Source organism: Aequorivita sp. 609, from assembly GCF_014212065.1.
GTDB lineage: Bacteria > Bacteroidota > Bacteroidia > Flavobacteriales > Flavobacteriaceae > Aequorivita > Aequorivita sinensis.
Map to the genome: position 1 here is coordinate 13,701 of NZ_JACJVM010000004.1, position 25,821 is coordinate 39,521.

At 35.8% G+C, this 25,821-nt stretch carries 24 protein-coding genes, 5 tRNA genes and 1 pseudogene; 1 reads left to right on the forward strand and 29 read right to left on the reverse strand.

Annotated features, from left to right (window positions below; genetic code table 11):
• Window positions 1-31 precede the first annotated feature (31 nt).
• The 29 genes and pseudogenes from rpoB to H4O20_RS15095 form a co-directional block, all read right to left on the reverse strand.
• A complete protein-coding gene (gene rpoB / locus H4O20_RS02165; protein ID WP_185098142.1) occupies window positions 32-3,844 on the reverse strand; it encodes a DNA-directed RNA polymerase subunit beta in 3,813 nt (1,270 codons plus the stop codon).
• 147 nt (window positions 3,845-3,991) lie between these two features.
• Window positions 3,992-4,369 (reverse strand): 50S ribosomal protein L7/L12, encoded by a 378-nt coding sequence (rplL, locus tag H4O20_RS02170; protein ID WP_139856211.1) that lies wholly within the window; start codon window positions 4,367-4,369, stop codon window positions 3,992-3,994.
• Between the two features lie 57 nt (window positions 4,370-4,426).
• Window positions 4,427-4,948 (reverse strand): 50S ribosomal protein L10, encoded by a 522-nt coding sequence (gene rplJ / locus H4O20_RS02175; RefSeq protein WP_139856212.1) that lies wholly within the window; start codon window positions 4,946-4,948, stop codon window positions 4,427-4,429.
• Between the two features lie 12 nt (window positions 4,949-4,960).
• Window positions 4,961-5,656 (reverse strand): 50S ribosomal protein L1, encoded by a 696-nt coding sequence (rplA, locus tag H4O20_RS02180; RefSeq protein ID WP_139856213.1) that lies wholly within the window; start codon window positions 5,654-5,656, stop codon window positions 4,961-4,963.
• Window positions 5,657-5,676: 20 nt separating this feature from the next.
• A complete protein-coding gene (gene rplK / locus H4O20_RS02185; RefSeq protein WP_139856214.1) occupies window positions 5,677-6,114 on the reverse strand; it encodes a 50S ribosomal protein L11 in 438 nt (145 codons plus the stop codon).
• Between the two features lie 64 nt (window positions 6,115-6,178).
• Window positions 6,179-6,733: a transcription termination/antitermination protein NusG gene (gene nusG, locus H4O20_RS02190; protein ID WP_139856215.1), complete on the reverse strand. Its 555-nt coding sequence runs from the start codon at window positions 6,731-6,733 to the stop codon at window positions 6,179-6,181.
• A gap of 3 nt (window positions 6,734-6,736) precedes the next feature.
• Complete coding sequence (gene secE, locus H4O20_RS02195) at window positions 6,737-6,925, reverse strand: preprotein translocase subunit SecE (protein ID WP_139856216.1); 189 nt, start codon at window positions 6,923-6,925, stop codon at window positions 6,737-6,739.
• 89 nt (window positions 6,926-7,014) lie between these two features.
• Window positions 7,015-7,087: transfer RNA gene (locus H4O20_RS02200), tRNA-Trp, on the reverse strand.
• A 135-nt stretch (window positions 7,088-7,222) separates the two neighbouring features.
• Window positions 7,223-8,410, reverse strand: coding sequence for an elongation factor Tu (gene tuf / locus H4O20_RS02205; protein ID WP_185098143.1), 1,188 nt, complete (start codon window positions 8,408-8,410; stop codon window positions 7,223-7,225).
• 56 nt (window positions 8,411-8,466) lie between these two features.
• Window positions 8,467-8,538 (reverse strand) — tRNA-Thr (locus H4O20_RS02210).
• 108 nt (window positions 8,539-8,646) lie between these two features.
• A tRNA-Gly gene (locus H4O20_RS02215) sits at window positions 8,647-8,719 on the reverse strand.
• A gap of 199 nt (window positions 8,720-8,918) precedes the next feature.
• A tRNA-Tyr gene (locus tag H4O20_RS02220) sits at window positions 8,919-9,000 on the reverse strand.
• A 244-nt stretch (window positions 9,001-9,244) separates the two neighbouring features.
• Window positions 9,245-9,318: transfer RNA gene (locus tag H4O20_RS02225), tRNA-Thr, on the reverse strand.
• Window positions 9,319-9,442: 124 nt separating this feature from the next.
• A complete protein-coding gene (gene raiA, locus H4O20_RS02230) occupies window positions 9,443-9,745 on the reverse strand; it encodes a ribosome-associated translation inhibitor RaiA (RefSeq protein WP_185098144.1) in 303 nt (100 codons plus the stop codon).
• A 57-nt stretch (window positions 9,746-9,802) separates the two neighbouring features.
• On the reverse strand, window positions 9,803-10,687 hold the full coding sequence (locus H4O20_RS02235; protein WP_185098145.1) for a tyrosine-type recombinase/integrase: 885 nt from the start codon (window positions 10,685-10,687) through the stop codon (window positions 9,803-9,805).
• Between the two features lie 180 nt (window positions 10,688-10,867).
• Window positions 10,868-11,062 carry a 30S ribosomal protein S21 gene (rpsU, locus tag H4O20_RS02240; RefSeq protein ID WP_139856220.1) on the reverse strand — a complete coding sequence of 65 codons (195 nt, stop codon included), beginning with the start codon at window positions 11,060-11,062 and terminating at the stop codon, window positions 10,868-10,870.
• A gap of 176 nt (window positions 11,063-11,238) precedes the next feature.
• Entirely contained in the window at window positions 11,239-12,657 is a 1,419-nt protein-coding gene (locus H4O20_RS02245; RefSeq protein WP_185098146.1) for a carboxypeptidase-like regulatory domain-containing protein, read from the reverse strand.
• A 244-nt stretch (window positions 12,658-12,901) separates the two neighbouring features.
• A complete protein-coding gene (locus H4O20_RS02250) occupies window positions 12,902-14,065 on the reverse strand; it encodes an acyl-CoA dehydrogenase family protein (RefSeq protein ID WP_185098147.1) in 1,164 nt (387 codons plus the stop codon).
• Window positions 14,066-14,181: 116 nt separating this feature from the next.
• Window positions 14,182-15,066: a helix-hairpin-helix domain-containing protein gene (locus tag H4O20_RS02255; RefSeq protein WP_185098148.1), complete on the reverse strand. Its 885-nt coding sequence runs from the start codon at window positions 15,064-15,066 to the stop codon at window positions 14,182-14,184.
• A gap of 11 nt (window positions 15,067-15,077) precedes the next feature.
• Window positions 15,078-16,703 carry a sodium:alanine symporter family protein gene (locus H4O20_RS02260; protein ID WP_139856224.1) on the reverse strand — a complete coding sequence of 542 codons (1,626 nt, stop codon included), beginning with the start codon at window positions 16,701-16,703 and terminating at the stop codon, window positions 15,078-15,080.
• A gap of 102 nt (window positions 16,704-16,805) precedes the next feature.
• Window positions 16,806-17,813, reverse strand: coding sequence for a TrkA family potassium uptake protein (locus H4O20_RS02265; RefSeq protein ID WP_139856225.1), 1,008 nt, complete (start codon window positions 17,811-17,813; stop codon window positions 16,806-16,808).
• Window positions 17,810-18,040 carry a PspC domain-containing protein gene (locus tag H4O20_RS02270; protein ID WP_139856226.1) on the reverse strand — a complete coding sequence of 77 codons (231 nt, stop codon included), beginning with the start codon at window positions 18,038-18,040 and terminating at the stop codon, window positions 17,810-17,812. The genes H4O20_RS02265 and H4O20_RS02270 overlap by 4 nt, the downstream gene beginning before the upstream one ends.
• Window positions 18,041-18,100: 60 nt before the next feature.
• On the reverse strand, window positions 18,101-19,396 hold the full coding sequence (locus H4O20_RS02275; RefSeq protein ID WP_306785636.1) for a DUF2851 family protein: 1,296 nt from the start codon (window positions 19,394-19,396) through the stop codon (window positions 18,101-18,103).
• 39 nt (window positions 19,397-19,435) lie between these two features.
• Window positions 19,436-19,813, reverse strand: coding sequence for a DUF202 domain-containing protein (locus H4O20_RS02280; protein ID WP_185098149.1), 378 nt, complete (start codon window positions 19,811-19,813; stop codon window positions 19,436-19,438).
• Window positions 19,814-20,048: 235 nt separating this feature from the next.
• Entirely contained in the window at window positions 20,049-21,038 is a 990-nt protein-coding gene (locus H4O20_RS02285) for a PLP-dependent cysteine synthase family protein (RefSeq protein WP_185098150.1), read from the reverse strand.
• 80 nt (window positions 21,039-21,118) lie between these two features.
• Entirely contained in the window at window positions 21,119-22,354 is a 1,236-nt protein-coding gene (locus H4O20_RS02290; protein WP_139856232.1) for an ABC transporter permease, read from the reverse strand.
• 230 nt (window positions 22,355-22,584) lie between these two features.
• Window positions 22,585-23,067: a hypothetical protein gene (locus tag H4O20_RS02295; RefSeq protein WP_139856233.1), complete on the reverse strand. Its 483-nt coding sequence runs from the start codon at window positions 23,065-23,067 to the stop codon at window positions 22,585-22,587.
• 4 nt (window positions 23,068-23,071) lie between these two features.
• Window positions 23,072-24,235, reverse strand: a complete 1,164-nt coding sequence (locus tag H4O20_RS02300; RefSeq protein WP_185098151.1) for a C10 family peptidase — start codon at window positions 24,233-24,235, stop codon at window positions 23,072-23,074.
• A gap of 142 nt (window positions 24,236-24,377) precedes the next feature.
• Window positions 24,378-24,533 (reverse strand): annotated as a pseudogene (locus H4O20_RS15095) (ABC transporter permease); the annotation flags it as partial.
• Between the two features lie 9 nt (window positions 24,534-24,542).
• On the opposite strand from H4O20_RS15095, the gene H4O20_RS02305 reads away from it, so the two are divergent.
• Window positions 24,543-25,820 (forward strand): exo-beta-N-acetylmuramidase NamZ domain-containing protein, encoded by a 1,278-nt coding sequence (locus H4O20_RS02305; protein WP_185098152.1) that lies wholly within the window; start codon window positions 24,543-24,545, stop codon window positions 25,818-25,820.
• Window position 25,821: the final 1 nt, after the last annotated feature.

Below are 25,821 nucleotides of genomic sequence, written 5' to 3' on the forward strand. Positions count from 1 at the left end.
TTCCCCTTCACGGTTGTGAAGGGGTTTATCTTTATTCTTCTAATCTAATGTCAAGACCCAATCCTTTCAATTCGTGCATAAGTACGTTGAACGATTCTGGTAATCCTGGTTCTGGCATAGTTTCACCTTTTACGATTGCCTCGTAGGTTTTCGCCCTTCCAATAACATCATCAGATTTAACAGTCAATATTTCTCTAAGCGTACTAGATGCACCGTATGCTTCTAGAGCCCAAACCTCCATCTCTCCAAAACGCTGACCACCAAACTGTGCTTTACCACCAAGTGGTTGTTGCGTAATAAGTGAGTATGGTCCAATGGAACGCGCGTGCATCTTATCATCTACCATGTGACCTAGTTTCAACATATAAATCACACCTACAGTTGCAGGTTGATCGAAACGCTTACCAGTTCCACCATCATATAAGTAAGTATGCCCGTATCTTGGTATTCCAGCTTCATCAGTATATTCATTTATCTGATCGATGACTGCACCATCAAAAATTGGGGTTGCGAATTTGCGACCTAATTTTTGACCAGCCCATCCAAGAACGGTTTCGTATATCTGCCCAATGTTCATACGAGATGGTACACCAAGTGGGTTCAATACAATATCTACAGGAGTTCCGTCTTCTAGGAATGGCATGTCTTCTTCACGTACAATACGTGCAACAATACCCTTGTTTCCGTGACGTCCTGCCATTTTATCCCCAACTTTAAGTTTACGCTTCTTAGCGATGTAAACTTTTGCTAGTTTTAAAATTCCAGAAGGAAGCTCATCTCCTACAGAGATAGTAAACTTCTCACGACGCAAGTTACCTTGAAGGTCGTTTTCCTTAATTTTATAGTTGTGCATTAAATCTGCAACCAACGCATTGGTTTCATCATCGGTTGTCCAAGTACCTCCAGTTAAGTGGGTGTAATCGTCAACAGAGTTAAGCATCTTTAACGTAAACTTTTTACCTTTAGGGAATACTATTTCACCTAAATCATTGCTTATTCCTTGAGCAGTTTTACCTCCTACGATTGTGAATAGTTTTTCAACTAACTTATCTTGTAAGGCTACGAATTTGCTTTCGTATTTGGCTTCAAGTTCTGCGATGTCTTCTTTATCCTTCGCACGTTTGCGCTTATCTTTAACAGCACGAGCAAACAATTTCTTGTCTATTACTACACCGTTTAATGAAGGTGAAGCTTTTAACGATGCATCTTTTACATCACCAGCTTTATCACCAAAAATAGCGCGAAGAAGTTTCTCTTCCGGAGTTGGATCACTTTCTCCTTTTGGAGTAATTTTTCCGATAAGAATGTCACCAGGTTTTACCTCGGCACCAATTCTAATCATTCCATACTCATCCAAGTCTTTAGTAGCTTCTTCCGAAACGTTTGGAATATCATTTGTCAATTCTTCGTTACCTAACTTAGTATCTCGAACTTCTAATGAGTATTCGTCAATATGAATAGAGGTGAATATATCTTCACGTACTACTCTTTCAGAAATTACAATTGCATCCTCAAAGTTATAACCTTTCCAAGGCATGAAGGCAACCTTCATATTACGCCCTAGCGCTAGTTCACCTTTTTCAGTGGCGTAACCTTGGCAAAGAACCTGTCCTTTTTTAACTCTATCCCCTTTGCTTACAATAGGCTTAAGGTTAATAGAAGTTCCTTGGTTTGTCTTTCTGAATTTTACTAGTTGATATGTTTTAGAATCGCTATCAAAACTTACCATACGTTCGTTTTCAGTACGGTCGTATTTAATAGTAATTTCGTTTGCATCAACGTATTCAACTACACCATCTCCTTCTGCGTTAATCAAAACACGGCTATCAGAAGCAACTTGTCTTTCAAGACCAGTTCCAACGATTGGAGAATCTGCAATTAATAAAGGTACAGCCTGACGCATCATGTTAGATCCCATCAATGCACGGTTAGCATCATCATGCTCCAAGAATGGAATTAGAGATGCAGAAATAGATGCAATCTGATTAGGCGCAACATCGGCATAGTTTAAAGCTACAGGATCCACAAGTGGGAAATCACCTTCCATACGCGCAATAACCTTATCGGTATCGATAACACCATCGTCTGTTAATGGAATGTTTGCCTGTGCAATGTGCATATCTTCCTCTTCTTCAGCAGAAAGGTAGATTGGCTCATTTTTAAAATCTATTTTTCCTTCATTTACTTTTCGGTATGGAGTTTCAATAAACCCAAGGTTATTAACCTTTGCATAAACCGAAAGTGATGAAATAAGACCAATGTTTGGTCCTTCAGGGGTTTCAATAGGACAAAGACGACCATAGTGTGTATAGTGTACGTCACGAACCTCGAAACCTGCTCTTTCACGTGATAAACCTCCTGGCCCTAATGCAGATAGACGACGCTTATGCGTAATCTCAGCAAGTGGGTTTGTTTGGTCCATAAATTGTGAAAGCTGGTTTGTACCAAAAAATGAGTTAATTACAGAAGACAATGTCTTTGCATTAATCAAATCGATAGGTGTAAACACCTCGTTATCACGAACGTTCATACGCTCGCGAATAGTACGCGCCATACGAGCAAGACCAACACCAAACTGTTGAGATAATTGCTCACCTACAGTACGTACACGACGGTTACTAAGGTGGTCAATATCATCAATCTCAGCTTTAGAGTTAATAAGCTCAATTAAATATTTTACAATGGTAATGATATCTTCTTTAGTAAGCACCTGCTTATCCATTGCGATATCAAGACCCAGTTTTTTGTTCATTCTATAACGCCCAACCTCACCAAGATTATATCTTTGGTCGCTAAAGAAAAGCTTATGGATAATTCCACGAGCAGTTTCCTCATCTGGCGGCTCAGCATTACGAAGCTGTCTATATATGTGTTCTACTGCTTCTTTTTCAGAGTTAGTAGGGTCTTTTTGTAATGTATTGTGAATAATAGCATAGTCGGCTAACTGGTTTTCTTCTTTGTGTAAAAGAACAGTTTTGCTTCCTGAATCTATAATTTCGTCAATATGTTCTTTTTCAAGAACAGTATCACGGTCCAAGATAATTTCGTTACGTTCAATAGAAACTACTTCACCAGTATCTTCATCAACGAAATCTTCGTGCCAAGTTTTTAGCACACGGGCAGCTAGTTTACGCCCAATATATTTTTTAAGTCCTGTTTTTGAAGCCTTAACTTCTTCTGCAAGATCAAAAATTTCGAGAATATCTTTATCTCTTTCAAAACCGATAGCTCTGAAAAGGGTTGTAACAGGTAATTTTTTCTTACGATCAATGTAAGCGTACATTACGCTGTTAATATCTGTGGCAAATTCAATCCACGATCCTTTAAAAGGAATTACTCTGGCAGAGTATAGTTTAGTTCCGTTGGCGTGAAAAGACTGACCAAAGAACACCCCTGGAGAACGGTGAAGTTGAGAAACAACAACACGTTCAGCTCCATTAACGCAGAAAGTTCCGCTAGGAGTCATATAAGGGATAGTACCTAGGTAAACATCCTGAACAATAGTTTCAAAGTCTTCGTGCTCTGCGTCTGTACAGTATAGTTTTAACCTTGCTTTTAAAGGCACACTATAAGTAAGACCACGTTCAATACATTCCTGGATGGAATATCTTGGCGGATCCACGAAATAGTCTAAGAACTCTAAAACGAATTGGTTACGAGTATCGGTAATTGGGAAATTTTCCAAAAAGGTTTTATATAAACCTTCTTGGCCTCTTTCTTCTGATTTGGTTTCCAATTGGAAAAAATCCTGGAAGGACTTTATCTGAATGTCCAAAAAGTCGGGATAATCCGGCTTATTTTTTACAGAGGAAAAATTCAATCTTTCAGTTTGCGTTGCTGACATCTATGGACGGAATTTTAATTAAAATAATATTGAATAAACGTATAAAAAAGGTGTTAACCATTATATACGCAAAATGGTTTAGGCCTTTCCGACCCCGATAATAACGGGACGGAAGACCTAAACCTTAGGGTTTGGAACGTAATAAGCTTACTTAAGCTCAACCTCTGCTCCAGCTTCTTCTAGTTGCGCTTTTAATGCTTCAGCTTCATCCTTAGCAATTCCTTCTTTAATTGGAGAAGGTGCGTTATCAACTAATTCTTTTGCTTCTTTAAGACCAGCACCAGTTAATTCTTTAACTAGTTTTACTACTGCAAGTTTAGATGCACCAGCACCTTTAAGAATTACATCAAATTCTGATTGCTCATCTGCAGCGTCTCCACCAGCAGCAGCACCACCAGCAGCAACAGCAACAGCTGCAGCAGCAGGCTCAATACCGTACTCGTCTTTTAATATTGTAGCTAACTCATTAACTTCTTTTACTGTTAGGTTAACCAATTGTTCTGCGAAATCTTTCAAATCTGCCATTTCTATCGTTTTTAAAAATAATTGTGTTTATATAAATTAATTAGTGCAATGTTTGTTTTATCCTTCTCTTTCGGATAAGGTCTTAACAAGGCCTGCAATTGTAGTACTTCCACTCTTAAGAGCTGAAATAACATTTTTAGCAGGAGATTGTAGTAACCCAATAACTTCTCCAATAAGCTCTTCTTTAGATTTAAGCTCTACTAAGCTATCCAATTGTTCATCGCCAACGTAAATTGACTCTTGGATGTAAGCTCCTTTTAATAAAGGCCTATCAGATTTTTTTCTGAATTCTTTAATTACTTTGGCAGGTGCATTACCTGTTTCAGAAAACATAATGGAAGTATTTCCTTTAAGTACTTCTGGTAAGCTTCCAAAGTCTTTATCTGAACTCTCCATTGCTTTTTTAAGCAATGTGTTCTTAACAACTGCTAACTGAACTCCTGCTTTAAAACAAGCACGACGTAAGTTAGTAGTAGTCCCTGCGTTTAAGCCTGAAATATCTGCTAAATAGATATTTTCATTATCAGATAACTGCGCAGTTAACGTTTCAATTACTTGTGATTTTTCTTCTCTAGTCATAATTTCCAGTTTTTACTGCTCAGTAAACCTTTTTGTGTCAATCTCAACACTTGGACTCATTGTGCTAGACATATAGATACTCTTTATGTAAACACCTTTTGCCGCTTGTGGCTTTAGTTTAACGAGGGTTGTTAATAATTCTCTTGCGTTTCCTGCAATTTTTTCAGCATCAAAAGACGCTTTTCCTATTGCTGCGTGTACGATACCTGTTTTATCAACTTTAAAGTCGATTTTACCAGCTTTCACATCAGAAACTGCCTTAGCAACGTCCATAGTTACTGTACCAGTCTTTGGGTTTGGCATAAGACCACGAGGACCCAATACACGTCCTAAAGGACCTAATTTACCCATTACACTTGGCATAGTTACAATTACGTCAACATCTGTCCATCCTCCTTTAATTTTATCGAGGTACTCATCAAGACCAACGTAGTCTGCTCCAGCTTCTTTAGCTTCAGCTTCCTTATCTGGAGTTACTAATGCTAATACTTTAACGTCTTTACCAGTTCCGTGAGGAAGGGTTACAACGCCTCTTACCATTTGGTTCGCTTTACGTGGGTCCACGTTAAGACGTACCGCAAGGTCAACTGAAGGATCGAACTTTACGTTAGATATTTCTTTTATTAAAGCAGAAGCTTCGGCAACGGTATAGGTTCTATCCTCTACCTTAAGCTTGGCTTCCTTTTGCTTTTTTGTTAATCGTGCCATTTATAGATTCTTTTTTCAGATTAAAAAGGTGCGTCACCTTTTACTTTAACTCCCATAGAACGTGCAGTACCAGCTACCATTTTCATAGCAGACTCAACAGTAAATGCGTTAAGATCGGGCATTTTATCTTCCGCGATCGCTTTAACTTGTTCCCAAGAGATTGTGGCTACTTTTTTTGCATGTGGTTCACCGGAGCCTTTTTTTGCTTTAGCAGCTTCAAGTATTTGAACTGCAGCGGGTGGAGTCTTAATAACAAAATCGAAAGATTTGTCTTTATAAACTGTAATCGCTACTGGCAATACTTTTCCTTGCTTATCCTGAGTTCTAGCATTAAACTGCTTACAGAACTCCATGATATTAACACCGGCAGCACCAAGAGCAGGTCCTACTGGTGGTGATGGGTTAGCAGCACCTCCGCGAACTTGCAACTTAACTACTTTACTAATTTCTTTTGCCATTTCTAAATTTTTGTGTGGTTCTTCAAAAGTGGAAGCCTTAGAAGGAACCTATTAAGCGTAACAATTAAACTTTTTCAACTTGCATATAACTTAATTCTAATGGTGTTTTTCTTCCAAAAATCTTAACCATTACTTCAAGTTTGCGTTTTTCTTCATTTATTTTTTCAACAGTTCCATTAAATCCATTGAAAGGACCATCAATAACTTTTACAGTCTCTCCCACAGTATATGGAATGTTTACACTATCCTCTTTAACAGAAAGCTCATCAACTTTTCCTAACATTCTGTTTACTTCAGATTGTCTCAACGGTACAGGATCACCTCCTTTAACCTCACCTAAAAAGCCAATAACACCATTAATAGACTTAATGATGTGAGGAATTTCACCACCTAAATTTGCTTTTATCATGATGTAACCTGGAAAATAAACACGTTCTTTATTTACTTTCTTTCCATTACGGATTTGAATAACTTTTTCGGTTGGTACGAGAACCTGATCAATATAATCTTCAAGCTCTAATCGTTTTATCTCAGTATCGATATACGATTTGATTTTGTTTTCCTGTCCACTAACTGAACGGACTACATACCACTTTTTTGTTTTTGTTGTTTCGGTCATTTCTTACGATTTGATCCAATCAAAATATAAACCAACCATTTTGCTGAAAACGGTATCTACACCCCAAACCGCTAAGGCCAATACAATAGAAAAAACCGCAACAACTACGGTTAATTTCTGAGCCTCTGCCCAAGTTGGCCAGGTTACGTGGTTTTTAAGTTCTTTATACGATTCTGTAATATAGTTTACCATTTTGTTGTCGTATTAATATTATTCCTCCAGAGAGGTGAAGTTTCCTATTTTAGCTGTAAATCTACTTTGAAGCTTATGCAGGAATATTGCACGGGTTGAGAGACTCGAACTCACGACACCTGGTTTTGGAGACCAGTGCTCTACCAACTGAGCTAAACCCGTATTTAATTCAGATTATAGAATTTAAAACCTAACTTCTGAATTTTTTTGTCAACTCATTTAGAGCTTACCTAGTTAAAAAAGCCAAGGTATCCCGAATTAAATTCAGGACACCTATAGCTTATATATATTAGATGATTATTCTATAATTTCAGTAACCTGACCTGCACCTACAGTACGTCCACCTTCACGGATTGCGAAACGAAGACCTACGTTCATTGCGATTGGCTGTAACAACTCAACATTGATTGTTAAGTTATCTCCAGGCATAACCATTTCAACACCATCAGGAAGCGTAATTGTTCCAGTTACATCAGTTGTACGTACGTAGAACTGTGGACGGTAATTGTTGTGGAATGGAGTGTGACGTCCACCTTCTTCTTTCTTAAGGATATAAACCTCAGCTTTAAACTTAGCGTGTGGAGTTACAGATCCTGGCTTAACGATTACCATACCTCTAGAGATTTGAGTTTTCTCAATACCTCTTAATAGGATACCAGCGTTATCTCCAGCCTCACCTCTATCAAGGATTTGACGGAACATTTCAATACCAGTAATAGTAGAAGTTAATTTCTCAGCTCCCATACCGATAATTTCAACTGGGTCCCCAGTTTTAGCAATACCAGTTTCGATACGACCTGTAGCAACTGTTCCACGACCAGTAATAGAGAATACGTCTTCAATTGGCATCAAGAAAGGCTTTTCGTTATCACGAACAGGCTCTTCAATCCAGTTATCAACTTCTTCCATTAATTTAAGAAGAGCATCTACCCATTTTTGCTCACCGTTAAGTGCACCTAAAGCAGAACCTTGAACAACAGGACCATTATCACCATCATACTCGTAGAAGCTTAAAAGATCTCTGATCTCCATTTCTACTAGCTCAAGTAATTCCTCATCATCAACTAAGTCAACTTTGTTCATGAATACAACAATTCTAGGAATACCAACCTGGCGACCTAAAAGGATGTGCTCACGAGTTTGTGGCATAGGACCATCAGTAGCAGCAACAACAAGAATAGCACCGTCCATTTGAGCAGCACCAGTAACCATGTTCTTTACGTAATCCGCGTGACCAGGACAGTCAACGTGTGCGTAGTGACGTTTTGCTGTTTGATATTCTACGTGAGAAGAGTTAATTGTAATACCTCTTTCTTTTTCTTCTGGCGCATTATCAATTTGATCAAATGATGTTGCTGCAGAGAAACCTGCATCAGCCAAAACTTTAGTAATAGCTGCAGTCGTAGTTGTTTTTCCGTGATCTACGTGTCCAATTGTACCAATATTTAAGTGTGGTTTTGACCGATCGAATTTTTCTTTTGCCATTTTGTATTAATTTTAATCTTAGTTATATATTAGTGTTCTATTGTATTTGCAACTTGAGCCAATGATGGGAATTGAACCCATGACCTCTTCCTTACCAAGGAAACGCTCTACCCCTGAGCTACATCGGCCTTTTAACTAGCCCTTCAACGTTGCTCAGGGTAAACAGTTCAAAAGCTTAAAGCTCAATGCTGTTTTTTAAAAAACAACAATAAACCCTAAACTAGAAACCATTTTAGAGCGGGAGACCGGGTTCGAACCGGCGACATTCAGCTTGGAAGGCTGACGCTCTACCAACTGAGCTACTCCCGCATTTTATGAGCAAATTCCCTCCCCGACAAGCGTCGAGACTGTTTCATATCCAGAGACGAAAATCGAAACTTTTTAGAGAATCTAATCAAAAGATTATTCAATCTATAAATGAACTACTTCAAACTTTGCGCAAAACTAACATAATTTTACTTATTACGTTTGAAATTTTCAATTTTTTATTGAAAATAAAAAATAGTAGTGGGGAGAGCAGGATTCGAACCTGCGAAGACATAGTCAGCAGATTTACAGTCTGCCCTCGTTGGCCGCTTGAGTATCTCCCCAATTCTTCAATTATGAATTAAGAATATAAAATTCACAACTAAAACTTTCAATAATTCTAATGAACTTGTAGATTTAAAAATCTACTTATTTGTTTTTCATAATTCCGAATATACAATTCTGAATTATTGAGCCGATGGAGGGACTCCCTTCGACTGCGCTCAGGATAAACTTCTCGCCCCGATTAAACCAAGCTCTAATTTTAAAACTCTAGTTTAATTCCTGATTCACTTTTCAAAATTTCAGAGCCGATGGAGGGACTCGAACCCACGACCTGCTGATTACAAATCAGCTGCTCTAGCCAGCTGAGCTACATCGGCTTTTTTTACTTTTTATGAGTTGCTTTCTAACTCGTAAAAAAGCTCGTTATTTCTAACGGAGTGCAAATGTATATAAACTTCTCGTTTCAAACAAAACTTTTTCAAAACTTTTTTAAAAAAATTTCTATAAATACGATTTTTCTTTCTGTTTGCGCTTCTTTAATTGTCTCTCCAAAGCTCGTGAAGCCTCGTCAGTAGCGGCTTCAAAGGTCTTAGCTTCCTTTTTCACCATAATATCATCTCCAGGCACACTTAATAACACCTCTACTATTTTATTTTCTTTTTCACTCGTTTTTTGAACCTTCAAAAAGACATCTGCGAACACAATTTTGTCGTAAAATTGTTCAAGCTTCGACAACCTTTTTTTAACAAAAAACAACAGCTCTTCTTTCGCCGTAAAATTTGGCGCTTGTACGTTTACTTTCATATCACTATAATTTTATTTAATTGCTAAGTAGTTTTACACCATAAATGCCATTTAAAATTAACTACGAGGATGTGAGTTTTTATAAACCTCTTTCAATTTAGCGATACTGTTTTGAGTATAAACTTGAGTAGATGCTAGACTAGAATGACCTAATAACTCTTTAACCGAATTTATATCAGCACCTTCATTTAAAAGATGAGTTGCAAATGAATGTCTTAATATATGAGGACTCTTTTTTACTTTTTCAGATGCCTTACTAAAGTAGACATTAATGATGCGATACACAAGAGTTTCATACACTTTCAAACCTTTTGCCGTGAGAAACAAATACTCATCATCTATTATATTCTCAAGCTCATCTCGTACAGACATATAGGCACGAATAGTATCAAGCACTGCTGGCAACAAAGGAATTATCCGCTCCTTATTACGCTTACCTAATACCTTAATTGTTTTCTGAGCGAAGGAAACACCGTCAATCTTAATATTAATTAACTCTGCCCTTCTAATACCTGTTGAATAAAACAACTCGACCACAAGACGATCTCGCAATCCCTCAAAATCATCGTTGCCTTGAAGCAATTCCATTACATTTACTATTTCATTTTCAGAAAATGGAACTTGTATTTTTTTTGAAGTTTTTAATGCTTTGTGTTTCGCCAACGGACTAACCTGTATTTGTCCTGTTTTTAAAAGAAATTTATAATAGGTTTTAAGAGAAGATATTTTCCTATTTACAGTTCTATTTGAAATACCAGAATCAACCAAAGACACTATCCAGCTTCGAATTACCGAGTAGTTTACATCTAGTATATCCCCGTGCTGAAACTCTTCTGAAGCAAATTGCTGAAATCCATCTAGATCTTTTAAATATGCTACAACCGTATGTGGTGAGTATTTTTTTTCAAGCTCTAAATAGTTTTTAAAAGAAGAAAATGGCATTTGCAGGTTTTTAGGTTGTAGCCAACTGCACATTAAATTAGAAGTCGACGTTAATCTCTATCTCAAACAGTGGTTCTACAAAATAACTCAATTACCCCACAAACTAATAATTTTTAATCATAAAAAAATCCGTTGGAAAAAATTCCAACGGATTTATATGATATAGAATCAAAAAGAATACTAAATATCTTCCTGATCTCTAAGATTCTGGATGTATTGCGCTTTTTGCATTTGCGCTCTTTTCTTAACAGATGGCTTTGTAAAAGCTTGTCTTGCACGCAACTGGCGCATTGTTCCTGTACGATCAAACTTACGCTTGAAACGCTTCAGTGCTCTGTCGATATTTTCTCCGTCTTTAACTGGTATAATTAACATAGTGTCATCACCTCCTCTCTTTAGGGCGGCAAAGATATAAAAAGTTTTGATTTATAAATAACAACTTACAAGGTTTTTTATAAAAAAGCAGTTTACAGCCAAAATTGCCCAATTAAAATATCATAATTTATTTTTCGGATAATGACGAAATTAGTTAAAACCTAAATAAGACTAGATTAATTTTTATACAATGAAGCTCTTTTGCTTAAATCTAAAATCAACTTTTCTTCTTCTTTACTTTCTAATAATACGTTATAAGTTTTCCAAAAAGCTTCATTGTAAGGCTTGCTAGAAAATATATCGGCAGACCAGTCATTTTGCTGTAATTCTTCTTTTACAAGCTCGGTATCTTGAATTATATCGGTAAACAGTATTTCCTGAACAGTATAATAATATTGTTCTCCTTTATCAAAACCAGGTTCTGCTTCAGTTTTAACTCTATCGGAAGACCTATCTCCTGTATTTACAAGTTTTGGAGTTTCATAAAAAATATAATTAGGATACATCTTTCCATTATACTCCATATAAGTCATGGTTAACTTATGTATGGTTTGAGTATCAAACAAACTCTTGCTTCTTCTTTTCTGAACATCAGAAGCTGCTGTCAACTCATACTCCACTCTTTTAATCGCGTAATTATCATAATAGATGTAAATCCACCCTTTCGGCTCAAACCCTTCGTTATAGATGTTAGGCGTATTCAAACCGACAAAATCCTTGCCTTTTGTGATTTTAATTTTATAAATTTTCCTTCCGTTATCTACTAAAATCGTATCGAGGTTAAACTCATGTTTTTCTAACATATTTTTCCCCAACAAAGCCCCTGTTGTATTACTATTCCTCAATAGATTTAACTTTCCTTTAAATAGATTTTCTAATCCATTTACACGACTATCATTCCATTTAATAGCATTAATCAAAGCTGACTTCTTAACAGAATTTAAATTTACATTACCAGCATTAGACCCTATACTTTTTAAGTAAGCAGAATACGTAAAAAGACTGTCGATATCCCTTAAATCGTAACTTTTTCGGGTTTCATCTACGTTTATTTTTATAAAATCTTTTGCTCCAGCGGCATAACTAGAATCGTATAATGTAATCGCACTTTCTATAAGCCACTTGTATTCCTTTTTATTTCGTTCTTTGTGACGTAAAAATCCTTTTTGAAGATAGGCCTGTTCTGGTAAGTTTGCCGGAAGCCTTTCGATAGCTTTTTGCACTATTCCATTACCAGTAGTTGGCCGTGGATCGGCAACAATTACAACTTCATCTAGGGAAGCAACATCTTCTTCAAGAAAAATATCGGAACCATTTTCAAAGCCTTCAATTACCACCTTATAGCTTTTATAACCTATAGAAGATATTACCAAGGTATCATTTAAATGTTCTTTGGGAACTTTTAAGGCAAAATTACCATCACTGTTAGAAATAGTTCCAATGGTAGTATTTTTGATATACACACTAGCACTTTCTATAGGCTGAAAAGTTAAGAAATCTGCAACCTTCCCATTTAGGTTGGTTTGTGAAAAGGTGGTCGCAGTTATGAACATTACGATCACACTTAATAAATGCTTTAATTTAAAGTGCTTCATTATTTTGAAAAGATTAAAATTTTAAACTTTGAACATCCATCATTATACATTAACATTTAGGCGCTATTTGATATTATTTTTAAATATCAGCTTTAAGTCTACACCTAAATACAACCCTACTAAAACTAGGCACGGTAATCAATAAAAAAGACATTTAAAAAATGATTGTAAATAGTATCTTTTGATTCAATTTCAATCAGTTTTAAAACGTCTTCTTTCGCAACTTCCAAATCTAAAGCTTAGGTTATGTAGCTGGCTTGTATGATACTCCTTCAATAACCATTTTAGAAATAATTTCTCTTAGAATTTCAGAAGTACCACCACCAATAGGACCTAATCTACTATCGCGTAATAATCTTGCCAATGGATAATCTTCCATATAACCATATCCTCCTAAAAACTGAAGACATTCCGTCATCACCTCATCTGCTACTTTAGTCGAAATAAGTTTACTCATTGTGGCTTCTTTTACAACGTATTCCCCATCGTTTAGACGTTGTGCGGTTACGTAGTTAAATGTTTTTGCAACTTCCACTTCACTTGCTAGTTGTGCAACTCTATGACGTAGTGCTTGAAACTTCGAAATACTCTTACCAAAAGCAAATCTATCTTTCATATATTGAATGGTGTAATCTAATGCAAACTCACTACGTGCGTGTGCGTTAATCCCCATTATAAGTCTTTCTAATGCGAAATGTTGCATAATATATGGGAACCCCATGTTCTCCTCGCCCATTAGGCTTGATGCTGGGATTTCAACATTATCGAATGCTATTTCTCCTGTATCACTTGCTCTCCATCCAAGTTTGTCGAGTTTTGTTGCAGAAATACCTTTTATATCACGGTCCATAACAAAAATGCTAATTCCTTTGTTACCTAATTCTGGAGCCGTTTTAGCGGCAACTACAAGGTAATCGCTGTAAATTCCATTTGTGATAAAGGTTTTAGAACCGTTGATTATATATTTATCTCCTTTTTTAACCGCAGTTGTACGCATTCCAGAAACATCACTTCCTCCAAATGGTTCAGTGATACACAGACAGCCAATTTTATCACCCGAAATACTCGGTGCTAAATATTTTTCTTTTTGTTCGTGATTAGCTTCTTTTTTAAGATGCGTCATTGCAAGATAAGCGTGTGCCCACATTGCTGCAGCAAAACCACCACTGTTTACTTTTTGTAATTCTTCTAAGAAAATCACCGTATAGAAAAGATCTAAATCTAATCCGCCGTACTCTTCAGGCTGATAAATTCCAAAGTAACCCATTTCACCAAATTTTTTCCATATAAAACGGTCGATGGTACCTGTTTTTTCCCACTTTTCAATGTGAGGCACTACTTCTTTTTGAAGAAAATCCTGAAAACTTTTTCTGAAAAAATCGTGTTCTTCTGTAAAATGTAAATTCATCTGTAAATCTTATCTTGAAATTATTATGTTTGAAATTATTGAGTGACACCCACTAATCAAGGTTCTACAAATACACTTTTACTGTATGTAGAGTGATGTGGCAGCATTTCTAAGCCTTACTCAGCAGACAAATATAACTGAATTAGCTGTAACTTTCTTTGGCTCATACCTTCAATTTTATTTAGTTCTTCCACGTTCGTAATTTTATCACGTAGTCTTCGATATTCCCATATCTTTTTAGCCAACTCAAAGGATACTCCTGGAATAGTCGCAATATCTGATGCCGAAGCATTGTTTACGTTAATCTTAATTATCTCTTTTGGTGTTTTTACAGTGAAGACGTTTAATGTTCGTTCTACAACTTCGGGGCTTAAACCATAAACCGCATAAAGCTGTTTTTCGTCGCTAAAACCACCTATTGACTCACGATAAGAAACAATTCGTTTACTTAGCGCTTCTCCAATTCCGCTCACCTGTTGTAATTGAGTTTCGGTTGCTTGGTTTAAATCTATTTTTTGACTGAATGGTCGCGCTACAAAACCTTTATTTTGGTTAAATGAGGTAGCACTTACTTTTGAAGCAGAATTATTCACCCATTCTGGAAATTTAAAATAAGGCCTTATCTCAGCTAATAAAGAATCAGAAACTCCCGTTACTCTTTTAAAATCTGCAGCAGAATTTATCCATTTCCCTTCCTTTCTATATTGAAGCAACCTGTCTATTTCTTCATTAGACAACCTCAAAACATAACCGGAATAATCTGTAATGAAATTAGGGTTAAACTCAGACCTCTTTGTTTTACGTTTCTCTATTTCAATTAGACGAAGTGAATCTATTTCATTTTTTATGGAAGTAATTTCTTCAGAAGAAGTATCAAAACTTTCCGATTCTGAAAAATCGACAAACCAAAACAAGCATAGCAAAGTGACTATAAGTAACAACAAAAGCAAAATCCCATTTCGTTGCTGTTTCGAGAACGTGAAGTGGGATTTAAATTCCATAATAATTCTAGTTATAAATGTTTGGACATATCTTCTAGTCCGTCGTCAATAGCCTGGTGTTTAATTTTTATGGCTTTCATATATCGATTAAGTTCCTTCCGTACTACTGGCGTTAGTATCACCACCCCAATAATATTAGGAACTACCATTGCGAAAATCATTGCATCAGAAAAGTTAATTACCGATCCAAGGCTAATAACCGAACCAATCCAAATAAAGATACAAAATAGCAGTTTATATACAAGTTCTGTTACTTTTCCTCTTCCGAAAAGATAAACCCAACCTTGCATTCCGTAATAGGACCAAGAAATCATCGTAGAGAAAGCAAACATTATTACAGCAATTGTAAGGACGATTGAAAAGTGAGGGATTACACTATCAAAAGCAGTTGCTGTAAGCTCTACCCCTTCCTTAACTTCTACTCCGTATTGAATTATATTGTTGTCGAAATTTGTAATTACAATCACTAAAGCCGTCATAGTACAAATAACCACTGTGTCGATAAACGGTTCTAAAAGTGCTACAATACCTTCAGAGGCTGGATACTTAGTTCGTACTGCAGAGTGAGCAATAGCCGCTGATCCAACTCCCGCTTCATTAGAAAATGCACCACGACGAATACCTTGAATCATAACACCTACAAGTCCACCTGCAATACCAAGTCCAGAAAAAGCTCCTTCAAAAATAAGAGCAAATGCATCCCCAATATGATTGTAGTTTGCTATTAGAATAATAAGTGCGCCAAGTACATAAATACCGGCCATAAAAGGAACAATTTTTTCAGTAACCTTTGCAATTCTTTTAATACCACCAATTATAACAAAAGCTACAATTATAGCCATTACAATTCCAAACCATATCGAAGCACTTGTACCTTGAAGGTCGAAGAGTTGAACAAATTGCGCTGCGGCTTGATTGGCTTGAAACATATTTCCTCCACCAAAAGAACCACCAATAACAAAAATTGCGAATATTACCGCGAGTACTTTTCCTAGTCCGCCCATCCCTTTTTGAGCTAAGCCTTTTTTAAGATAGTACATCGGACCACCATATACAGTTCCGTCTGGACCTACATCTCGGAATTTAACCCCTAGAGTACATTCGGCAAACTTGGAAGCCATACCTAGTATACCAGCTAAGATCATCCAGAAAGTTGCACCTGGACCACCAATAGACAGTGCCACCGCAACTCCAGCAATATTACCAAGACCAACAGTAGCAGAAAGCGCAGCCGTTAATGCTTGAAAGTGTGAAACTTCACCATCAGCACTATCATCGCGAATTGTTTCTATAAGGTTTTCTTGTTCGTTAGGAGTTACATCACCGTATAAGGTATCCACCCCGTGTTTTTCAATGTCTTCATACTTACCCATTACAACTTTCACAGCCGTGTAAAACCCAGTAACATTTATAAGTTTAAAATAAATAGTAAAGTAAAGAGCCCCTCCAATAAGTACTATTAATACCCAAGGAATTTGAAAGGATTCAGAAAATGGAATTTCGTAAAAAATACCATCAACAAACCAACCTGTATATTTTTTAAAATTTAAATCTATCCTTTCAGAAGTGGAAAGTTCTTGTGCGAAAGTGAAAAATGGAATGATAAAAGTGATAAGTGAAAGAAGAAATTTCTTCATAGTGGATTTTTAAAATTTAACATTGTTATATTTAAAACGAAGCAAGATGCTTAAAAAAAATTAGAATTTCAAAAAATCACCCTATAAATTGTTAAGGCTTTCCTAAACCCCGTATTCTCTTTTAAGACTTTCAATTTGTTCAGGACGCCCAATCAAAATTAATTTTGAATCTTTTTGTATCAATAAGGATGGTTCTGGGTTTACTATATATTCACCTGTAGGAGCCCTATACCCTATAATAGAACATCCGGTTTTTTTTCGAACATCTAAGTCTTTTATAGCTTGTTCTTTTCCATCAGGACACATTTTTTCGAAAGGGATTTGCTCTACGTTAATACTATCTTGTTCTCCAGATACCGTAAGATTGTCTAAAAACTCAACTAAATCTGGCACCACAACTAACGAAGCCATATGATCGCCTCCTATTTTATCTGGCATTATTACATTATCAGCGCCAGCAAGCTTTAGCTTTTTATAACTTGTCTCTTCACTAGCACGACTTATAATTTTCAAGTTCTTATTCATCTGCCTGGCAGAAAGAACCATAAATAGATTATCGGCATCATTAGGAGTGGCACAAATTAGTGTAGAAGCTTTTTCAATTCCAGCTTTCAGTAAAACATCATCTTCTATTGCATCCCCTTGAACGAAAAGTATTTTTTCATTAGAAAAACGATCGATCACTTCTTCATCTTTTTCTATTATCACAAATTGCTTATTATAAGCTAGAAGTTTTTGAGCAGCTTGTTTTCCATTCCTACCGTATCCACAAACTATTATATGGTCTTTCATAGATTTTAATTTTTTTAGAACCGTTTTCTCTCTAAAACGTCCCAAATTTTTGCTTATTAAATATTCCGTAATTACAGAAATGGCGTAACCTACAATAAAGATACTCGAAATGATAAAAAGAGAAACAAAAACTTTCTCTTGAGGATTCAAAGGCATAACCTCTCCATAACCAACCGTTGTAATTGTAATAACGGTCATATACAAAGCATCTATCCAACTGTATTCAGATATAAAATGAAATCCAAAAACACCCGACATAAAAACGATAAGTAGCAAAAGCAGGGCGACGGTTATTTTTGAATTGAATTTTTTAATCATAAATCGAATACTGAAGTACGCTTAGTATTAACAAGATCCTTAAGTTTTAATAAAAATGCCATGGTAAGATATATAGCAAAGCCAACACCTAATGTGGCAAACGAAACATATATAAAGAATAGCCTAACGCTTTTGGCACGCATCCCTAAACGGTCTGCCAATCGTGAAGACACATAAAAACCTCTTTTTTCAAGGTAGTGACGTAATTTATAAACGGCTTGCAACATATTCGCAAATTACAATTTTGTAGTTAAATACAGTAGTACGGAATCAAAATTAAAAGTTTATTATTTCCCTTCTTCTGAATTCATAATCGAGTTTCCAATTGCGCATTGTAAACATTTATTTTTATCGCAGTATTCATTTTTAAGCTGAAGTAAGGCTTGGCTTTGATAAGCGTTTATGGAAACAGACTTTAAAGAATTAAACTTTTTTACAATGGAATTTTCTTCTGAAGCAATTTCAGAAGTTAAATTTATTATCTCCTCTGATGCATCCCTTCCTTCTCGTCTAGCATAACAGAACTTAATAGGAATAATAGTATTGATAATAAGAAGATCTATAAAACTTTTGGTTATTTGCTTTTTTCTATTAGCGGAAGGAATTCCAAAGTTATAATGATTATTCCAATAGGAACTTGCCTGAATATCGAAGAGCCTATATAACTCATCTAGCTTTTCTGAAGCAATTACCTTTGAAAAAAGATTTGTTTTATTAGCATACAAATTAGCCAATTGCGATAGCCTAATAGTTGGAAAATTAGGAGGTCTTAACCTGAAGTATTTTGGTATTATCACACTACTATTTTCAAGTTTAAATTTGTGTTTCAAATATTCGTATTTACTTTTTAAAGCTTTAAAGTAATGATCTTCCTTATCGCCCTCAAGCATTCCTGCCTGCCCTAACAGCAACGCTTCCAAACTCTCTAAATCCTGACTACATTTTTTTACAACTGAAAAGTTTACCGACTTTCCAATGCTAAAAAACGAATCGCCATTAATTTTTAGGCCAAAGTTTTTACACAGCATTTTAAACAGCAAGCTTTCCCAATGATTTTGAGAATCTTCCAACTCACTTATAATTAAGGTTTCTTTCTTTTGTAGCCTTTCGAAATAAAGCCGCTCCAACCAATTTTCAATCACAAACTCATCTACATCAGCAAAGTCGTTTTCACAATTAATCCATTTCTTAGATTTTGAAAACAGCTTTTGATATTGTGTTATTGCACTTTTTGGAGTGTGGTTTTTAATTACAAAAGTCGGAATCACTGAACCGTCTTTTCTATGAACCTCAACATCGTGAATCCAAACAACGTGGAGAATTACATTGTCATAAGCGGGATCCAATTCGTGATTGTGCGCATACCAATCTGAAGATTTGATATGAATTTCAACATTGCCAGCCCAAAGTTGATTATCTATTTCAATTTGGGCATTAAAGAAATCGGGGCCTGAATTAAAGTTATGGCTCCCTTGATTTACAATGTGTAATTTCTCATTCGTCGAAGTGTAAAACTTAGATGTATCGAACTTCTGAAATTTCCACAAATAATGTAGAAAGTCCTCGTTCATTTCAAAAATCATTAAGAATTTTAAATAAGCCTTAGTAAATATACTGAAATATTACTTGGCTTCCACTTCAACCCTAGAGTCTTTAGGTTGTTGCTTTTTCTCTACTGGTTCAGGAATTGTATCGACAAACAAAATACGATTCCATTTATAAAGCCTACGCATAAGTAGCATATACCGGATTATACCAACAGCTAAAAAAATAACACATACTCCAAGGGCTACGTATCCCAACCACTTTATACTCTCAAAATCTTTTAACTGTAAAATTCCAATCCCCCCTATTAGCAAATATAACGAGGAGCGTATATATGAAAGTAACGTTCGCTCGTTGGCTAACTTTGTGCGCTCCAATGCTAAAATCTCATTGGTATTTTTTGGCACAGGCTTAGTACGTAGAAAGCGGAAAAGTTTTTTAGCTTCGTTTTTCATTATTACAGTTAAAGTTTAATTTTTTCTACTCCGAGAATTCCGTTTGCCTGAACTTTGTCAAGATATACTTAGTCGTAGGCTTTTTCCTAATCCACAATAGTTCACACCTAAAAGGAATCTCTTTATGGTGATTACTTAAGTAGACTCTCTAGAGCAGTTCAGTTAAGATACAAAAATAAAACTTATAGCCTTAAAACCGATTAATCAGTTATAATCAAGGAATAATCTTAGCTACTTATCCCTCGTCCTCCACAAAGCCTTGCTCACGCATCCACTCGTCGTTATACATTTTCCCAACGTAACGACTTCCGTGATCGTGGAAAAGAACTACAACCACATCATCTTTTGTAAAATGCTCTTTTAATTGAAGCAACCCTTTAATCGCTGCTCCAGCAGAATTCCCTAAAAAGAAACCTTCCATTTTAGCAAGTTTCTGAGTATAAATTGCCGCATCCTTATCGGTTACTTTCGTAAAACCATCGATAATACTGAAGTCTACATTTTTCGGTAGAATGTCTTCACCAATTCCTTCGGTTATATACGGATAGATTTCGTTTTCGTCAAAAATCCCCGTTTCGTGATATTTTTTGAAAACACTTCCGTAGGTATCAATTCCCCAAACTTTCACATTTGGATTTTGCTCTTTTAGGTATTTACCTACACCACTAATTGTTCCGCCAGTACCAACACCAACTACAAAATGAGTCACTTTTCCATCCGTTTGATTCCAGATTTCCGGCCCTGTACTTTGGTAATGTGCTTTTGCATTACTTGGGTTGTCGTATTGGTTTACATACCAACTATTAGGTGTTTCTTCTGCTAATCTTTTTGAAACAGAATAATAACTGCGTGGATCTTCGGGAGCAACATCTGTTGGACAAACTACCACTTCGCTACCTACCGCTCTAAGAATATCAACTTTTTCCTTACTCTGTTTATCGCTAATTACACAAACCATTTTGTAGCCTTTAACGATTGCGGCAAGTGCAAGACCCATTCCGGTGTTTCCAGAAGTTCCTTCTATAATTGTTCCGCCTGGTTTTAACCTACCATCAGCCTCAGCATCTTCAATCATGGTTAATGCCATTCTATCCTTTACCGAGTTTCCAGGGTTAAAAGTTTCGTATTTGGCAAGTACCAAAGCAGGAATGTCTCCAATTATTTTGTTGATTTTTACCATGGGTGTATTCCCAATAGTACCTAGTATATTTTCTGCGTATTCCATAACAAATTTTAAGAGTGCAAAGGTAAGATTCTTAATTCAGAAATCAGAATTATGAAATATTAATTAAATAATTCAAAACTTTACTCAAACCGAATAGCCTTCACAGGAGATATTTTTGAAATAATAAATGAAGGAATTAAAAGCATTATTAAACACAGTAGAAAAGTACCTGCATTTAAAATAAGAATATAGTCTAAGCTTAAATAAACGGGAGCTTCGTTTACGTAATAAGTATCCGGGTTTAATTTGAAGATTTTACCATACTTCTGAATTAGCAGTAAGCCAATTCCTATCACATTTCCCCAGAAAAGACCAACCCCTATTAAATACATCGCGTTGTAAAGAAAAACTTTCCTAACACTCCAATCGCTGCTACCCAGCGCTTTTAGAATTCCTATCATTTGGGTGCGTTCTAATATCAAGACCAATAAAGCTGTTATCATATTAATGCCCGCCACCAATATCATAATCCCGATAATCATAATAATATTAAAGTCGAAAAGATCAAGCCATTCAAAAATAGAGGCGTATTTCTGACGGATAGTCTGTGTGTCTAGCGTGCTACTGGTTTCATTATAAACCTCGTTTCCGATAGGAACTATATTATCAAAATCGTTTACAAAGACTTCGAAAGCGCCAATTTGGTCATCTTCCCATTTATTCAAACGTTGTATGTGGCGAATATCTGTTATAATAAACTGTTCATCAAACTGCTGAAAGCCGCTGTTGTAAATTCCAACAATATCGAAACCACGACTCCGTGGCGTTTTTGAAACCTCATCGTTTAAGAAAAAAGTGGTCACTTTATCACCCAACTTCAATTGAAGCCGATTTGCCAAATATTCCGAAATTAAAATATCTTCATTCAAATCACCTTTAAAATCGGGTAAATTCCCTTCAACCAAAAAATCTTCGAAAGCACTCCAATCGTAATCGCTGCCAACACCTTTTACCACGACCCCCTCAAAATCATTTTCGGTACGTATTACGCCACCTTTTGAAGCCGTAACCTGCACGTGTTTTATTCCTTCAATAGTTTTAAATGTGGGATAAAAATCTTGGTTTTTGGAAATGGGATTCTGCGAATCGTTGGAAAAATTGGTGTCAAAATTCGTAATAATTATATCGCCGTTAAATGCAGAAACCTTTTCGCGGATTTTCTTTTGAAGTCCAACGCCCGTGGCGATTGAAACGAGCATCATAATAATCCCGATGGCGATTGCAGTGATTGCAATTTTTATAATCGGTGCCGAAATACTACTTTTATAGTCCTTGGAAGCAATGATGCGCCGGGCGATGAAAAATTCGAAATTCACGGAAGTTTTTTGGGCTTAACTTTTTTCAAAAATACGGTTTTCTTTGACAATCTTATAGTTTAATTTTACAAGTTCATACTATGAGCATTACATAGTTTTTTTTAAAAGAAGCTTCTCCGCAAAGTATTGAAATATGAAAGATGGGGATATAATTTATTGCAAAAAAAAATCCCAAAGGTTATCAGAAACCTTTGGGGTCTTTAATATACTGCTTAAGCTTAGATAGGAATTTATTTAATAATTGTGAAAAAACCTTTCTCTCCATTTTGTCCGTCCCATTTCAACTCTCCATTAAACCAAACTTTCTGAACCCTTGGTTGATTATTATAAGTCCTGTCATATTCTGCTTGCAACGTATCGGTTTCATTTTCATTCCATTCAACATATGTTATTGGTAGCTCTTCCGTTTCGACACTGTTTTGAAATATTCTTATTCTATACTCATTTTCATTTTGATAAATTAAAAAATTTCGAGGATAATCCATATTTGGATCAAAAATTTCCTGCTTTTCTCCATTTACTAAGTAGTAAATTTTAATTTCGTCGGCTCTATAGGCATTCTGATTATTTGGGTTTAGCATATCTATTCCACTGTGGTCTTTCAAGGAAATCTCTACAGCCGTATCAAAAAAAACAGCCACCTTTTCGGTCTCATTGTCTTTACTACATGCCGTTAAAAAGGTTAACACTATTAAAGTTACAATTGCTTTCATAATTTTAAGGTTTTATATTATATATCATTTTTAACTCATTAGTAAAATTATAAGGCCCTGGACTGAAATCATCGAATGAATACCAGCCATTATATGTTCCGTTCCACCCCCAATTCATTCTAAATTGCAGATACCAAGCGGCACCACCACCAGGAATACAGATTTTAGTACTTTTAGTTCCTTCACACACCCACATGTGACCTCCTGTATTTGTGCCTCCGGTACTGGAAAGTATAACTGGTCTACTGGATTGCAATTCTTGCTTAACTATATCTTTATTATAATTTGCTTGGTTTGCAGTTGAATAACCGAAAGAGTTTTTAAAAATTCCGACAAAATTAAAAGTATTGACTACACTAGTGGCATTACAATTATATGTAATTACTGGAATAGCATTATGAATATCTTTGATAAATAATGCTGTGGTGTTGGTTCCATTTCCTGGAAGCATTGCTGACCAATTATAGTTTGTGGGATACTGATGATATTTCATCACTTGTGCAACAGCAATGGGAACACAACCCGCTAAATATCTATTGCATTGACCCGTACAGGAAGAATATGGCATATATGTATTGTAATCGCAACCCTGCCCCCAAGTTGTATTAATTAAAGGTCCAAATTGATAATTTTCGTTTACGCAACCGTCATCTGGGTCTTCTTTGTTAAAATATACTAAATGATCCCATTGGTATTTTATTTCATTTGATTGTACCAAATTGTTTTCTCGAATGTATTCAATATTCTTAGTAACATTTGTTTGCCAATCAATTATACCTAATGGCTTATCATCTAAATCTACGTCAAAAAAATCACTTTCAGAATAAGCTAAAATAGGTTTAACTCTGTTGTCTGCCGAGAGTAAAAGAAACCCTCCATTTTGATAATTTATAACATAGAATGCAGCAACATTCCTTTTGTCATTAATAGGTACAATTTGACTAATTTGGATATTAGCGGAGTTTCCAATTCCCTTTGAACTCCCTTCAAATAAATTAGGAATAATCTCCGATCCAATTTTTGTAGCTTTTGATTGATCAATGAAATGCTCAATCTGTTGGTATTGCAGGGGCGACTTATCATAAGCTTCCTCCTTTTGACAAGACAATAATGTAAAGATAAAAAGCAATATGAAAGTATATTGCCAGATTCGGGGTTTGATTTTCATAATACAAAAATTTAAAAGGATGGTAGGTAAAATTTTTGTACCGTAAAGTAGGTGCGCACCAGTACATTTACTAATACGGTGTAAATGAAAAAAAAAAAAACGAATTGTAGGAAATTTTTTAGTTAAATTTTTAAAACTTATTTTTTTGAAGCCTAACGCCCGTAGCAATAGAGATTAACATCATAATAATACCGAGCGCAATTGCAGTAATTGCAATTTTTATTATCGGTGCCGAAATACTACTTTTATAGTCCTTGGAAGCAATAATGCGCCGGGCGATGAAAAATTCGAAATTCACTATGATTTTATGGGCTTAACTTTTTTCAAAAATACAGTTTTATTGGTTGTTTTGACTATTTTTTCCTGCGGAAGTTCTACAGAGAAGAAAGAAGAAAGAGGAAAGAAAAAAGAGGGACTAGAAACAGAACTCAAGACTCAAGACGGACAAATCATCGTTGGTGCGGAGCAATTTCAGCTTTATTCTGAAATTTTGAAAGGTAAAAACGTGGGCGTGGTTGCAAATCAGACTTCTATTGTTCACGAAAAAACAAATCCCGCAGAGATTACCGGAAATATAAGTTATCTTGTTTTAAACACCCATTTAGTAGATTTTTTAATTTCGAAAAAAGTCTCTGTAAAAAAAGTTTTTGCACCAGAGCACGGTTTCCGAGGTACTGCAGATGCCGGCGAACACGTGAAGGATGGCGTGGATTCTAAAACTGGCGTTCCTTTAATTTCACTTTACGGCAGCAATAAAAAACCTTCGCAGGAACAATTAAAAGGAATTGACGTTGTGGTTTTTGATATACAAGATGTAGGCGCGCGGTTCTACACCTACATTTCTACGCTACATTATGTAATGGAAGCTTGCGCGGAGTTAGGAATTCCAGTAATCGTTCTCGACCGCCCAAATCCTAATGGACATTTTATTGACGGCCCAATCTTAGAAGCGGAAAATCAAAGTTTTGTAGGGATGCACCCAATTCCTATTGTACATGGAATGACAATAGCCGAATACGCAAAAATGATAAATGGCGAGGGCTGGTTAAAAAACAGTGTGAAATGTGAGTTGAGTGTGGTAACTATGAAAAATTACAATCATAAAATGGAGTATTCACTTCCTATAAAACCTTCACCAAACTTACCGAATGCTCAGTCCATAAACCTCTACCCTAGTCTTTGTTTTTTTGAAGGTACATTTATAAATGCTGGTCGCGGTACCGATATGCAATTTCAAATATTTGGAGCGCCGAGCTTACCTGCTTCAAAATATAATTTCACATATACTCCACAATCTAATGAAGGTGCAAAAAACCCAAAATTTAAAGGAGAACTTTGTTACGGGAAAGACTTACGAAATGAGCCTAAACTTGAAAAAATCAACTTAGAGTGGTTGATTGATGCCTACAATGCCAATGGCCGAAAGAAAGATTTTTTTAATTCATTTTTCGTAAAACTAGCAGGTACTAAAAAACTACAACAACAAATTGAACAAGGTCTTACTGCCGAAGAAATTCGAGCAACTTGGAAGGAAGGACTTAATGAATTTGGAAAAGTAAGAGAGAAGTATTTGTTGTATAAATAAT